Below are 13,996 nucleotides of genomic sequence, written 5' to 3'. Positions count from 1 at the left end.
TTTACTTCTCCTTCTTGGCGCCGTAGCGGCTGCGGGCCTGCTTGCGGTTCTTGACACCCTGGGTGTCAAGGGAGCCGCGGATGATCTTGTAACGAACACCCGGCAGGTCCTTCACACGGCCACCTCGCACGAGCACGATGGAGTGCTCCTGCAGGTTGTGTCCCTCACCCGGAATGTAAGCCGTGACCTCGATGCCGGAGGTCAGACGCACACGCGCGACCTTCCGCAGCGCGGAGTTGGGCTTCTTCGGGGTGGTCGTGAACACACGCGTGCAGACGCCGCGGCGCTGAGGGGAACCCTCAAGGGCGGGCGTCTTGTTCTTCTCGACCTTGTCCTGCCGGCCCTTCCGGACCAGCTGCTGGATCGTAGGCACTACTTCTCCGGTTTCTGTGTGCCGTCGGTGAAACTAACCTGGAACCTTCCCCGACCCACGCGGTCGGGTGTGTCGGATACTGCGAGATCCCGCTGGAGGCGGGGAAAGCACAGATCGCGGTGGCCTTTGTCCGAACTCACCATGCGGTTGAGGACACGCACAGGAGCCCAGGCACACCCCAGGCACAAGGTCTGAGCGTACCTACCTCATCGACTCCGGTCAAAAAAGATGCGCCGCACCTGGTTTCGATTACCTCACACACGGCCGATGGGCGGCCTCCCCCACCGGGGTGACCGCCCATCGGACCGAACTCACGTCCTACTGGTTGTACGGACCGTAGTCGTAGTCCTCCAGCGGAACGGCCTGGCCGGAGCCCGTGCCGAACGGTGAGTAGTCGATGTCGTCGTAGCCCACCGCCGAGTACATGGCGGCCTTGGCCTCCTCGGTCGGCTCCACCCGGATGTTGCGGTAGCGGGAGAGACCCGTACCCGCCGGGATGAGCTTTCCGATGATGACGTTCTCCTTGAGGCCGATCAGGGAGTCCGACTTGGCGTTGATCGCCGCGTCGGTCAGGACCCTGGTCGTCTCCTGGAAGGACGCCGCCGACAGCCACGACTCGGTGGCCAGCGACGCCTTGGTGATACCCATCAGCTGCGGACGGCCGGAGGCCGGGTGGCCGCCTTCCGTGACCACACGACGGTTCTCCGTCTCGAACTTCGAGCGCTCGACGAGCTCGCCCGGCAGCAGTTCCGCGTCGCCGGACTCGATGATCGTCACACGGCGCAGCATCTGCCGGATGATGATCTCGATGTGCTTGTCGTGGATCGACACACCCTGCGAGTTGTAGACCTTCTGGACCTCGCCGACCAGGTGGACCTGGACCGCGCGCTGACCGAGGATCCGCAGCACGTCGTGCGGGTTGGTGGCACCCACGGTGAGCTTCTGGCCCACCTCGACGCGGTCACCGTCGCCCACGAGCAGACGGGCGCGCTTGGAGATCGGGAACGGCGTCTCCTCGCTGCCGTCGTCCGGGGTGACGACGAGCTTCTTCGTCTTCTCGGTCTCCTCGATGCGGACGGTGCCCGCGGCCTCGGAGATCGGCGCGACACCCTTGGGCGTACGGGCCTCGAAGAGCTCGACGACACGCGGCAGACCCTGCGTGATGTCGTCGCCCGCCACACCACCGGTGTGGAAGGTACGCATCGTCAGCTGGGTGCCGGGCTCACCGATGGACTGGGCGGCGATGATGCCGACCGCCTCACCGATGTCGACCAGCTTGCCGGTGGCCAGCGAACGTCCGTAGCAGAAGGCACAGGTGCCGACCGCGGACTCACAGGTCAGGACCGAGCGGGTCTTGACCTCCTCCACGCCGGCCGCCACGACCGCGTCGATCAGGACATCGCCCAGGTCGACGTTGGCCGGCGCGATGACCTTGCCGTCCACGACGACGTCCTCGGCGAGCATCCGCGCGTACACGGACGTCTCGACGTCCTCCGCCTTGCGCAGGACACCGTCGGCGCCGCGCTCGGCGATCCGCAGCTTGAGGCCGCGGTCGGTGCCGCAGTCCTCCTCGCGGATGATGACGTCCTGCGAGACGTCCACCAGACGACGGGTGAGGTAACCCGAGTCGGCGGTACGCAGGGCGGTGTCGGCCAGACCCTTACGGGCACCGTGCGTGGAGATGAAGTACTCCAGCACGGACAGGCCCTCACGGAAGGACGCCTTGATGGGACGGGGAATCGTCTCGTTCTTGGCGTTGGACACCAGACCACGCATACCGGCGATCTGACGCATCTGCATCATGTTTCCGCGCGCACCCGAGTTCACCATCATGAAGATGGGGTTCGTCTTCGGGAAGTTCGCGTTCATCGCCTCGGCGACCTCGTTGGTCGCCTTGGTCCAGATCGCGATGAGCTCCTGCGTGCGCTCGTCCTTGGTGATCAGACCGCGCTCGTACTGCTTCTGGACCTTCTCGTCCTGCGCCTCGTAGCCCTGGACGATCTCCTTCTTCGCCTCGGGCACGACGACGTCGGAGATGGCGACGGTGACACCGGAGCGGGTCGCCCAGAAGAAGCCGGCCGCCTTCAGGTTGTCGAGCGTCGCCGCCACGATGACCTTGGGGTAGCGCTCGGCGAGGTCGTTGACGATCTCGGAGAGCTGCTTCTTGCCCACCGAGTAGTCGACGAACGGGTAGTCCTCGGGCAGCAGCTCATTGAAGAGCGCGCGGCCCAGGGTCGTACGCAGCCGGAACGGGTCGCCCTGCTGCCACTCGGCGTTGGTCTCGCCGTCCTCGCCGACCGGCGGGGTCCAGCCGCGCGGCGGGATGGTGCCCACCGGGAAGCGGATGTCGATCTTCGCCTGGAGCGAGAGCTCCCGGTTGTCGAACGCCATCGTGGCCTCGGCGGTGGAGCCGAAGGACCGGCCCGCGCCCAGGACCTCGCGCTCCTCCTCGTCCGTGGTGAGGAAGAAGAGGCCGAGCACCATGTCCTGGGTGGGCATGGTGACGGGACGGCCGTCGGCCGGCTTGAGGATGTTGTTCGAGGACAGCATCAGGATGCGGGCCTCGGCCTGCGCCTCCGCGGAGAGCGGCAGGTGGACGGCCATCTGGTCACCGTCGAAGTCCGCGTTGAACGCGGTGCAGACGAGCGGGTGGATCTGGATGGCCTTGCCCTCGACGAGCTGCGGCTCGAAGGCCTGGATGCCGAGGCGGTGCAGGGTCGGAGCACGGTTCAGCAGCACCGGGTGCTCGGCGATGACCTCTTCGAGGACGTCGTACACGACGGTGCGGCCACGCTCGACCATGCGCTTGGCCGACTTGATGTTCTGCGCGTGGTTCAGGTCCACCAGGCGCTTCATCACGAACGGCTTGAACAGCTCCAGCGCCATCGCCTTCGGCAGACCGCACTGGTGCAGCTTGAGCTGCGGTCCGACGACGATCACGGAACGGGCCGAGTAGTCGACGCGCTTGCCGAGCAGGTTCTGGCGGAAACGGCCCTGCTTGCCCTTCAGCATGTCGCTGAGGGACTTCAGGGGCCGGTTGCCGGGACCGGTGACCGGACGACCGCGGCGGCCGTTGTCGAACAGCGCGTCGACGGCCTCCTGGAGCATCCGCTTCTCGTTGTTCACGATGATCTCGGGGGCTCCGAGGTCAAGGAGACGCTTGAGGCGGTTGTTGCGGTTGATCACACGGCGGTACAGGTCGTTCAGGTCGGAGGTCGCGAAGCGGCCACCGTCCAGCTGCACCATCGGACGCAGGTCCGGCGGGATCACCGGCACGCAGTCCAGCACCATGCCCTTGGGGCTGTTGCTGGTCTGGAGGAACGCGGAGACGACCTTGAGGCGCTTGAGCGCACGGGTCTTCTTCTGGCCCTTGCCGGTACGGATGATCTCGCGGAGCCGCTCGGCCTCTTCGTTCAGGTCGAAGGACTCCAGGCGCTTCTGGAGCGCCGCGGCGCCCATCGAGCCGTCGAAGTACGTGCCGAAGCGGTCACGCAGCTCGCGGTAGAGCAGCTCGTCGCCCTCCAGGTCCTGGACCTTGAGGTTCTTGAAGCGGCTCCACACCTCGTCGAGACGGTCGATCTCGCGCTGCGCGCGGTCGCGCAGCTGCTTCATCTCGCGCTCGGCACCCTCGCGCACCTTGCGGCGCACGTCGGCCTTGGCGCCCTCGGCCTCCAGCTCGGCCAGGTCGGTCTCGAGCTTCTTGGCGCGGGCTTCGAGGTCGGAGTCGCGGCGGTTCTCGACCTGCTGGCGCTCGACGGAGACGTGCGCCTCCAGCGAGGGCAGGTCGCGCGTACGGCGCTCCTCGTCCACGAACGTGATCATGTACGCGGCGAAGTAGATGACCTTCTCCAGGTCCTTCGGCGCGAGGTCGAGCAGGTACCCCAGACGGGACGGAACGCCCTTGAAGTACCAGATGTGGGTGACGGGAGCGGCAAGCTCGATGTGGCCCATCCGCTCACGGCGCACCTTGGCGCGGGTGACTTCGACGCCACAACGCTCACAGATGATGCCCTTGAAGCGGACACGCTTGTACTTGCCGCAGTAGCACTCCCAGTCCCGGGTGGGGCCGAAGATCTTCTCGCAGAAGAGTCCGTCCTTCTCGGGCTTGAGCGTGCGGTAGTTGATGGTCTCCGGCTTCTTCACTTCGCCGTGGGACCAGGTCCGGATGTCGTCCGCGGTGGCGAGGCCGATCCGCAGCTCGTCGAAGAAGTTGACGTCGAGCACTTGTCGTCAATCCCTCTTTCGGGGTCGAGTCAATTGATGGTCTGAGGGGGTCCCCCCACGCCCCCCAGGGCGCAGGGGGAGGGTCCTGGGCGGGCCGGCCGGATACGGGATCCGGCCGGCCGACCCGTCAGACCTCTTCGACGCTGCTCGGCTCTCGCCGGGACAGGTCGATACCGAGCTCCTCCGCCGCGCGGAAGACGTCCTCGTCCGTGTCACGCATCTCGATGGACATGCCGTCCGAGGACAGCACCTCCACGTTGAGGCAGAGCGACTGCATTTCCTTGATGAGCACCTTGAAGGACTCGGGAATGCCGGGCTCGGGGATGTTCTCGCCCTTGACGATGGCCTCGTAGACCTTCACGCGGCCGGTCACGTCGTCGGACTTGATGGTCAGCAGCTCCTGGAGGGCGTAAGCGGCGCCGTACGCCTCCAGCGCCCACACCTCCATCTCACCGAAGCGCTGGCCGCCGAACTGGGCCTTACCACCCAGCGGCTGCTGGGTGATCATGGAGTACGGACCGGTCGAGCGGGCGTGGAGCTTGTCATCGACCAGGTGGTGGAGCTTGAGGATGTACATGTAGCCGATGGAGACCGGCTCGGGGAACGGCTCACCGGAGCGGCCGTCGAACAGGTGCGCCTTGCCGGAGCCCTTGACCATCCGCTCGCCGTCGCGGTTCGGGATCGTGGCCTCGAAGAGACCGGAGATCTCGTCCTCGCGGGCGCCGTCGAAGACGGGTGTCGCGACGTTGGTGCCGGGCGCGACCTCGTCGGCGCCGATCGCCTTGAGCCGCTCCATCCAGTCCTCGCTGCCCTCGACCTTCCAGCCCTGGCTGGCGAGCCAGCCGAGGTGGATTTCGAGGACCTGTCCCGGGTTCATCCGGGACGGGACACCGAGGGGGTTGAGGATGATGTCGACCGGGGTGCCGTCCTCCAGGAACGGCATGTCCTCGATCGGCAGGATCTTGGAGATGACACCCTTGTTGCCGTGACGGCCGGCGAGCTTGTCACCGTCGGTGATCTTGCGCTTCTGGGCGACGTAGACGCGGACCAGCTGGTTCACGCCCGGAGGAAGCTCGTCGCCCTCCTCGCGGTCGAAGACGCGGACACCGATGATCTTGCCGGTCTCGCCGTGCGGCACCTTCAGCGAGGTGTCGCGGACCTCACGGGCCTTCTCGCCGAAGATCGCGCGCAGCAGACGCTCCTCCGGCGTCAGCTCGGTCTCACCCTTGGGCGTGACCTTGCCGACGAGGATGTCCCCGGCCGTGACCTCGGCACCGATACGGATGATGCCGCGCTCGTCGAGGTCCGCGAGGACCTCCTCGGAGACGTTCGGGATGTCCCGGGTGATCTCCTCCGGGCCGAGCTTGGTGTCGCGGGCGTCGACCTCGTGCTCCTCGATGTGGATCGAGGAGAGGACGTCGTCCTGCACCAGCCGCTGGCTGAGGATGATCGCGTCTTCGTAGTTGTGGCCCTCCCACGGCATGAACGCCACGAGGAGGTTCTTGCCGAGCGCCATCTCGCCCTGCTCGGTGGCGGGACCGTCGGCGAGCACCTGGCCCTCGACGACCCGGTCACCCTCGGAGACGACGACCTTCTGGTTGACGGAGGTGCCCTGGTTGGAGCGGGAGAACTTGGCGATGCGGTACGTGGTGTACGTGCCGTCGTCGTTGGTGACGGTGATGTAGTCCGCGGAGACCTCCTGGACCACACCCTCCTTCTCCGCCTTGATCACGTCACCCGCGTCGACCGCGCAGCGGTACTCCATGCCGGTGCCGACCAGCGGCGCCTCGGCCGTGATCAGCGGGACGGCCTGACGCATCATGTTCGCGCCCATGAGGGCACGGTTGGCGTCGTCGTGCTCCAGGAACGGGATCATCGCGGTCGCGACCGACACCATCTGGCGCGGCGAGACGTCCATGTAGTCGACGTCGTCGCCGGGGATGTAGTCGACCTCGCCGCCACGGCGGCGGACCAGGACGCGCGGCTCGGTGAACCGCATGTCCTCGGAGAGCGTCGCGTTGGCCTGGGCGATGACGAAGCGGTCCTCCTCGTCGGCGGTCAGGTAGTCGACCTCGTCGGTGACCCGACCGTCGACGACCTTGCGGTACGGCGTCTCGATGAAGCCGAACGGGTTGACCCGGCCGTACGAGGCGAGCGAGCCGATCAGACCGATGTTCGGGCCTTCCGGCGTCTCGATCGGGCACATGCGGCCGTAGTGCGAGGGGTGCACGTCACGGACCTCGAAGCCGGCCCGCTCACGCGAGAGACCACCCGGACCGAGCGCGTTCAGACGGCGCTTGTGGGTGAGACCCGAGAGCGGGTTGTTCTGGTCCATGAACTGCGACAGCTGGCTGGTGCCGAAGAACTCCTTGATGGAGGCGACGACCGGCCGGATGTTGATCAGCGTCTGCGGCGTGATCGCCTCGACGTCCTGGGTCGTCATGCGCTCGCGCACGACGCGCTCCATCCTCGCCAGACCCGTACGGACCTGGTTCTGGATGAGCTCGCCGACGTTGCGCAGACGGCGGTTGCCGAAGTGGTCGATGTCGTCGGTCTCGACGATGATCTGCGTGCCGTTCTCGCCGACCGTCTCGGTCTCACCGGCGTGCAGCTTCACCAGGTACTTGATCGTGGCGATGATGTCGTCGGTGGTGAGCACACCGGCGTCCAGCGGCTCTTCCGCGCCGAGCTTCTTGTTCACCTTGTAGCGGCCGACCTTCGCGAGGTCGTAGCGCTTGGGGTTGAAGTAGAGGTTCTCGAGCAGCGTCTGGGCCGCCTCGCGGGTCGGGGGCTCGCCCGGACGCAGCTTGCGGTAGATGTCGAGCAGCGCGTCGTCCTGGCCCTGGGTGTGGTCCTTCTCCAGGGTGGCGCGCATCGACTCGTACTCGCCGAACTCCTCGAGGATCTGCTCGGTCGTCCAGCCGAGAGCCTTGAGCAGGACGGTCACGGACTGCTTGCGCTTGCGGTCGATACGGACACCGACCATGTCGCGCTTGTCGATCTCCATCTCCAGCCAGGCACCCCGGGACGGGATGATCTTGGAGGAGAAGATGTCCTTGTCGGACGTCTTGTCGATCGAGGAGTCGAAGTAGACACCCGGCGAGCGCACGAGCTGCGTCACGACGACACGCTCGGTGCCGTTGATGACGAAGGTGCCCTTGTTGGTCATGAGCGGGAAGTCGCCCATGAAGACCGTCTGGGACTTGATCTCGCCGGTCTCGTTGTTGGTGAACTCGGCGGTGACGAAGAGCGGGGCCGCGTACGTGAAGTCGCGCTCCTTGCACTCGTCGATCGAGTTCTTGGGAGGCTCGAAGCGGTGGTCGCGGAAAGTCAGGGACATCGACCCGGAGAAGTCCTCGATCGGGGAGATCTCCTCGAAGATCTCCTCCAGACCGGACTTCCTGGGGACGTCCTGCCCGTTCTCCAGAGCAGCCTCGACACGAGCCCTCCAGACGGCGTTGCCGAGCAGCCAGTCAAAGCTCTCGGTCTGCAGCGCGAGGAGGTTCGGAACCTCGAGGGGCTCCTTGATTTTTGCAAAAGAGATGCGCAGCGGGGCGGTGCTGGCGCCGTTGTTCGTATTCGTGGTCGAGGCGTTGCGCGAGGCGGCCAAGAGGGGGTCCTTCCGAGGGCTCGGACTCACTACGCGCGTACCGGTCCCGAGCTGGACAGAGCGGATGGGAAGCCCGGAAAGGGCTGGTCAGCCGACGATGTCATGCATGGGGGTGCCCCTGGTGACGGGCAGGGAGCAGCTAACAGGCAGCGCAAAGGGTCAGTGTAGCCACTTGGCACACTGATGTCCAGGCCGGGTTCTGCGAGACCCTCGTTGTTCTCAACACCTTGTCTCAACTGCGTTCGGACCCACGCCGTAGGCGCACATCGATCCTGCCCTCTTCGCCGCCGATCCATGCCTCGGATTCGGATCGATATGGCGACGCGTCCTGAGAATTGCGCGCCGCGTGCGGTTCGTCAAGGCCCCCCGCCCCGTACGGATCGTCACCGGTCGTACGGAAAGCACGGCGATGATCACCATACTCGCAGCCCACCGAAGAGCAAGGAACCCCTCGCGGCAACGCAGAAGGACGGTCACCCGTACGGGGGACCGTCCTTCTCGTCAACGCTGTGCACCTCGCGGTGCGGGTCGCTGTCGCTCCGTCCCGAGGGCGCCTGTACGGCTCCCCCGGGCGGATGTCAGCGGGGTCCTACGAGGTCACTTGACCTCGACGGAGGCGCCGGCGCCCTTGAGGGACTCGGCAGCCTTCTCGGCGGCCTCCTTGGCGACCTTCTCCAGGACGGGCTTGGGGGCGCCGTCCACGAGGTCCTTGGCCTCCTTCAGGCCCAGCGAGGTCAGCTCACGCACGACCTTGATGACCTGGATCTTCTTCTCGCCGGCACCTGTGAGGATGACGTCGAACTCGTCCTGCTCGGCCTCGGCCTCGACAGCGGCACCGGCGGCACCGCCGGCGGCGGCGACGGCGACCGGGGCGGCGGCCTTGACGTCGAACTTCTCCTCGAACGCCTTCACGAAGTCGGAGAGCTCGATGAGGGTCAGGGTCTCGAACTGCTCGAGCAGCTCGTCCTGGGACAGCTTCGCCATGATGGCGGTCCTTCCACTAATTTCGGCAGGTGCCGGATGAATGTGAACGGCGGGCGTACGGGCCCGCTGCGACGCGGCGCCGAACTACTCGGCGTCGGCCTCGGCGGGAGCCGGCGTACCGGCACCGCCCTGCTCGGCCTCGCGCTTGGCGCGAAGGGCGTCCGCGGTGCGGACGAACTCCGACAGCGGCGCCTGGAATGTCGCCGCGGCCTTGGCCATCGACGCCTTGATTCCACCGGCCACCTTGGCGAGCAGCACCTCGCGGGACTCGAGGTCCGCGAGCTTCTTGAACTCGTCGGCGCTGAGCGCCTTGCCGTCAAGGACACCGCCCTTGATGACGAGGTTCGGGTTGTCCTTGGCGAAGTCACGAAGACCCTTCGCCGACTCCACCGGGTCACCGGTGACGAAGGCAACCGCCGTCGGACCCGCGAACAGGTCGTCCAGCGTGTTGATCCCGGCCTCGTTGGCCGCGATCTTGGTCAGCGTGTTCTTCACCACGGCGTACTGGGCGTTCGCACCGAGGGAACGGCGCAGCTCCTTGAGCTGCGCCACGGTGAGACCCCGGTACTCGGTCAGCACTGCGGCGTTCGAGCTGCGGAACTGTTCCGCCAGCTCGGCCACCGCGGCAGCCTTGTCGGGCCTTGCCATGAGCGTCGGCCTCCTTCCGGGTGATGAGGACCGCTCGGAAGGGGCTGAACAAAACGGAACGCCCCGGCGCAGGCGCACGGGGCGTAGCTCAACCAGGACGAACCCTGGGAACTCTCCTCGGTCACCTACGCGGGTCGTCCGCTTCCAGCGGATCCTTCGGCCGCCCCACCCTCTTGCGAGAGCACGGCGACGACCAGCGGTCTTTGGCTTCCTACGAAGAGTACGGGACGGCATTACCGCCAGGCAAATCCGTCGAACGGACCCGTAAACCGGTTCCGGGAAACGGATTCCCGGAACCGGATCCGCGGGCCGGACCGCGGGATCAGGCCCCGGAGTCGTCCGCTCCGGCGCCGGCCGCGCCGCCGAGGTCGCCGAGCATCTCGAACAGGTCGACGGTGTCACCGGCCGGCGGCGCCTGGACGGACGCCTCGGCGCCGTAGTCGCTGTAGCGCGCGCTCATCTTGATGTCGCCCTGCGGGGAGTCCATCGCGACGTCCATCTTGACCGGGTAGTCGTCCTCGTTGACCCAGACCTCGATGTCGTAGCCCTCGATGCCCGACTTCTCGATGCCGGCGAGCAGGTCCTCGCGCTCCTTGGCGCTGAGCACGTCCAGCGACTCGTTCGACTCGACCATCTCGGCGACCGTGAGCGTGCCCTTGTAGTGCTGGGCGTCGACGCCGTCGACCTTCTCGGAGCCGACGTGCTTCACATTCGGCGAGTCGAGCAGCAGCGCGAGCTGCTGGGCCGGGTCCTGGTTCATGTTCTCCATGCCGCCGGTGAGCTCCTGGGCGACCGCGGGGTCGCCCGAGGCCTCCGCCGCGGCGGCGAGGTCCAGCTTCATCCAGCGCTTGCCGTCCATGTCCTTGGCCGCCTCGGCGCCCATGTCCATGTACATCGCGTTCTTGACCCACACCATCCGGATCTTGTCCGGGGCGTCGGGCTCGGACTGCATCATCGAGCCGGTCATGGTCATGTCCATCACCGTGGGGTCCCAGCCCATGACGCCGGACATCTCCATGTCGCCGCCCCCGGCGGCCCCCGCCGCGCCGGCCGGCATCGACATCGTCATGCTGACCTTGGCGGACTTGGCCGCCGCCGTCTTCTCGTACGCCGCCGTCAGGACCTCGGTCACCGCCGAACGGGACTGCGGCTCACCGCCGTTGGCGGCGGAACCGCCAGCCTTCTCCGTGCCGGAGTCGTCGCCCTGACAACCGGCCAGACCCGCCACGACGGCCAGTGCCGTCAGCGAGACGCCAGCGCGCCCCCATGCCGACATGGTCATACCCCACCCCTTTATTTCGATGTTCTTGGTTGAACGGTAACGCACACATCTGACAGCCCGCGCATGCGAAAACCGGCCCCGACGCCTCAACAGAGGTGCCGGGACCGGCTCTTGACACGCGAAACGCGCGACCGCCGTCAGTGTCAGACGGAGGCCGGGTCCTCCTCGACGAGGAGGTTACGAGTGCGGTTGGCGTCCAGCGGGATGCCGGGGCCCATCGTCGTCGTCAGGGTCGCCTTCTTGATGTAACGGCCCTTCGCGGCGGACGGCTTGAGGCGGAGGATCTCCTCCAGCGCCGCGGCGTAGTTCTCGACCAGCTTCGTCTCGTCGAAGGAGACCTTGCCGATGATGAAGTGCAGGTTCGAGTGCTTGTCGACGCGGAACTCGATCTTGCCGCCCTTGATGTCGGTCACGGCCTTGGTGACATCGGGGGTGACGGTGCCGGTCTTCGGGTTGGGCATCAGACCACGCGGGCCGAGGACGCGGCCGAGCCGGCCGACCTTGCCCATGAGGTCCGGGGTGGCGACGACGGCGTCGAAGTCGAGACGGCCCTTCTGGACCTCTTCGATCAGCTCGTCGGAGCCGACGATGTCGGCGCCCGCGGCGCGCGCTGCCTCGGCACGGTCACCGGTCGCGAAGACCAGGACCCGGGCGGTCTTGCCGGTGCCGTGCGGAAGGTTCACGGTGCCACGGACCATCTGGTCCGCCTTGCGCGGGTCGACGCCCAGACGCATGGCGACCTCGACGGTGCCGTCGAACTTGATGGTGTTGGTGTCCTTGGCGAGACGGACGGCCTCGAGCGGAGGGTAGTTACGCTCCGAGTCGATCTTCGCGTCCGCGCCGCGGAGTGCCTTGCTGCGCTTCACTTCTTCTCCTGGTGGTTCATTCAGGTGTGGAGTTCGTGGTGCGGGCCGCGCATGGCCCTTCCACTTGGCGTGCCCGAGTGGGCCCGCCGGGCCGTTCTCAGCCCTCGACCGTGATGCCCATCGAACGGGCGGTGCCGGAGATGATCTTCTCGGCGGCGTCCAGGTCGTTGGCGTTCAGGTCGGGCATCTTGGTCGTGGCGATGTCACGGACCTGCTCACGGGTGAGCTTGGCGACCTTCTTGACGTGCGGCTCGCCGGAGCCCTTGTCCACACCCGCGGCCTTGAGGATCAGCTTCGCGGCCGGCGGAGTCTTGGTGATGAAGGTGAAGGAGCGGTCCTCGTAGACCGTGATCTCCACCGGCACGACCATGCCACGCTGCGACTCGGTCGCGGCGTTGTAGGCCTTGCAGAACTCCATGATGTTGACGCCGTGCTGGCCCAGCGCGGGACCGACCGGCGGAGCCGGGTTGGCCGCGCCGGCCTGGATCTGGAGCTTGATGAGCCCCGTGACCTTCTTCTTCTTGGGAGGCATTGCTCTCTCCGGGTCCTAGTGAGAGTTTCTCGCCCGCCGCCCGGGTCATCCGGATGCGGGCATACCGCGCAACGATAACGGGTACTGCTGCACGGCCAAAAACCGAGCAGGTCAGACCTTCTCCCACGGGCGGGCGAACCGCCGCTGCGAGAGCCTGTCTGACCTGGCCGGAAGTGGCTTACGGGCGCGCGGAACCGCGCGTCAGTTCTTCTGGATCTGGTCGAAGCTCAGCTCGACCGGAGTCTCGCGACCGAAGATCTCGACGAGGCCCTTGACCTTCTTGGAGTCGGGGTTGATCTCGTTGATCGTCGCCTGGAGCGTCGCGAACGGACCGTCGGTGACGGTGACCGAGTCGCCGACCTCGAAGTCCAGCACCTGGACCTCGACCTTGCGGGACGGTGCCGGCTTGCCCTCGGCCTCGGCCGCCTCGCGCGCGGCCTTCTCCTCGGCCTCGGGGGCGAGCATCTTGACGATCTCGTCCAGCGTCAGCGGGTACGGGTCGTAGGCGTTGCCGACGAAGCCGGTGACGCCGGGGGTGTTCCGTACGACACCCCAGGACTCGTTCGTCAGGTCCATCCGCACCAGGACGTAGCCCGGGAGCTTGTTCTGGCGGACGTTCTTGCGCTCGCCGTTCTTGATCTGGACGATCTCTTCCTCGGGCACCTCGGCCGAGTAGATGAAGTCCTCGACGTTGAGCGAGACGGCGCGCTGTTCCAGGTTGGCCTTCACGCGCTTCTCGTAGCCCGCGTACGTGTGGATGACGTACCACTCGCCGGGCAGCCCGCGCAGCTCCTCGCGGAGCGCGGCGACCGGGTCGGCCGCGGCGGCGGGCTCCTCGGCGGGCTCGGCGTCGCCGTCCCCGGCGGCCTCGTCCTCGTCCTCGACGTGCAGCGCCGACTCCTCGGCCGGCTCGCCGGCCTCGGCGTCAGCGGCTTCGGCCTGGTCTGGCTCGACAGCGTCCGCCGCCTCGACGATGTCGGTCTCGTCCGCACGGGACTCGACCGCCTCGTTGGCGTCGTTCAGTTTCGGGTCAGACACGTTGGCTGCTTCTTCCTGGCTTCACGATGGGTGGAACATGCGGAAAGGGACGCCTGTGGGCGCCCTCCGTCTCCGCGGCTCTAGCCGAAGACGTACTTGACCGCTCTCTGGAAGCCGAAGTCCATCACGGTCACCAGACCGATCATGACGACGACGAATACGATCACGACTGTCGTGTAGGTCGTCAGCTGGTTGCGAGTCGGCCAGACGACCTTGCGCAGCTCCGCGACGATCTGACGGTAGAAGAGCGCGAGACGGCCCAGCGGGCCCTTCTTGCCGCGCTTGCCACCCTTGCGGGTCTTCTTGCCCGACTCTGCGGTCTCGTCATCGTCAGCATCAGGCTTGTCGATGGAGCCCACGGCGTCCGTCACGCTCTCTCACCTGATTCCGGATCGTGGCCGCGCCGCGCCCGGTGGAGCCGCACGGCAGTGCTTTTGAA

General features: G+C 66.7%; 10 protein-coding genes. All 10 read right to left on the bottom strand.

The window, feature by feature from the left end; genetic code table 11:
- Position 1: 1 nt before the first annotated feature.
- Entirely contained in the window at positions 2-373 is a 372-nt protein-coding gene (gene rpsL / locus ACZ61E_RS03630) for a 30S ribosomal protein S12 (RefSeq protein WP_003948652.1), read from the bottom strand.
- Positions 374-691: 318 nt separating this feature from the next.
- Positions 692-4,597, bottom strand: coding sequence for a DNA-directed RNA polymerase subunit beta' (locus ACZ61E_RS03625; protein ID WP_469697253.1), 3,906 nt, complete (start codon positions 4,595-4,597; stop codon positions 692-694).
- 127 nt (positions 4,598-4,724) lie between these two features.
- The gene (gene rpoB / locus ACZ61E_RS03620) at positions 4,725-8,207 is read right to left on the bottom strand and encodes a DNA-directed RNA polymerase subunit beta (protein ID WP_469697251.1); all 3,483 of its coding nucleotides are present in this window, start codon (positions 8,205-8,207) and stop codon (positions 4,725-4,727) included.
- Positions 8,208-8,804: 597 nt separating this feature from the next.
- The gene (rplL, locus tag ACZ61E_RS03615) at positions 8,805-9,191 is read right to left on the bottom strand and encodes a 50S ribosomal protein L7/L12 (protein ID WP_469697249.1); all 387 of its coding nucleotides are present in this window, start codon (positions 9,189-9,191) and stop codon (positions 8,805-8,807) included.
- A gap of 84 nt (positions 9,192-9,275) precedes the next feature.
- Positions 9,276-9,839, bottom strand: a complete 564-nt coding sequence (rplJ, locus tag ACZ61E_RS03610; RefSeq protein ID WP_469697247.1) for a 50S ribosomal protein L10 — start codon at positions 9,837-9,839, stop codon at positions 9,276-9,278.
- Between the two features lie 322 nt (positions 9,840-10,161).
- Complete coding sequence (locus ACZ61E_RS03605; RefSeq protein WP_469697246.1) at positions 10,162-11,121, bottom strand: SCO4651 family lipoprotein; 960 nt, start codon at positions 11,119-11,121, stop codon at positions 10,162-10,164.
- Positions 11,122-11,264: 143 nt separating this feature from the next.
- Positions 11,265-11,987, bottom strand: a complete 723-nt coding sequence (gene rplA / locus ACZ61E_RS03600; protein ID WP_469697245.1) for a 50S ribosomal protein L1 — start codon at positions 11,985-11,987, stop codon at positions 11,265-11,267.
- Positions 11,988-12,084: 97 nt separating this feature from the next.
- Complete coding sequence (gene rplK, locus ACZ61E_RS03595) at positions 12,085-12,519, bottom strand: 50S ribosomal protein L11 (protein ID WP_164252306.1); 435 nt, start codon at positions 12,517-12,519, stop codon at positions 12,085-12,087.
- A 201-nt stretch (positions 12,520-12,720) separates the two neighbouring features.
- Complete coding sequence (gene nusG, locus ACZ61E_RS03590) at positions 12,721-13,557, bottom strand: transcription termination/antitermination protein NusG (RefSeq protein WP_469697243.1); 837 nt, start codon at positions 13,555-13,557, stop codon at positions 12,721-12,723.
- Between the two features lie 80 nt (positions 13,558-13,637).
- Positions 13,638-13,928: a preprotein translocase subunit SecE gene (secE, locus tag ACZ61E_RS03585; RefSeq protein WP_469697241.1), complete on the bottom strand. Its 291-nt coding sequence runs from the start codon at positions 13,926-13,928 to the stop codon at positions 13,638-13,640.
- Positions 13,929-13,996 lie beyond the last annotated feature (68 nt).

The sequence above is a fragment of the Streptomyces sp. NPDC104581 genome (assembly GCF_055583685.1).
The sequence above is the reverse complement of the archived record's forward strand: the minus strand, read 5'-3'. Positions and strand labels throughout refer to the sequence as shown.

What these genes read in the sequence shown, in the direction of transcription:
- rplL (WP_469697249.1), bottom strand. Translation starts at nt 9,191, where the DNA reads ATGGCGAAGCTGTCCCAGGACGAGCTGCTCGAGCAGTTCGAGACCCTG.
- rplJ (WP_469697247.1), bottom strand. Translation starts at nt 9,839, where the DNA reads ATGGCAAGGCCCGACAAGGCTGCCGCGGTGGCCGAGCTGGCGGAACAG.
- ACZ61E_RS03605 (WP_469697246.1), bottom strand. Translation starts at nt 11,121, where the DNA reads ATGACCATGTCGGCATGGGGGCGCGCTGGCGTCTCGCTGACGGCACTG.
- rplK (WP_164252306.1), bottom strand. Translation starts at nt 12,519, where the DNA reads ATGCCTCCCAAGAAGAAGAAGGTCACGGGGCTCATCAAGCTCCAGATC.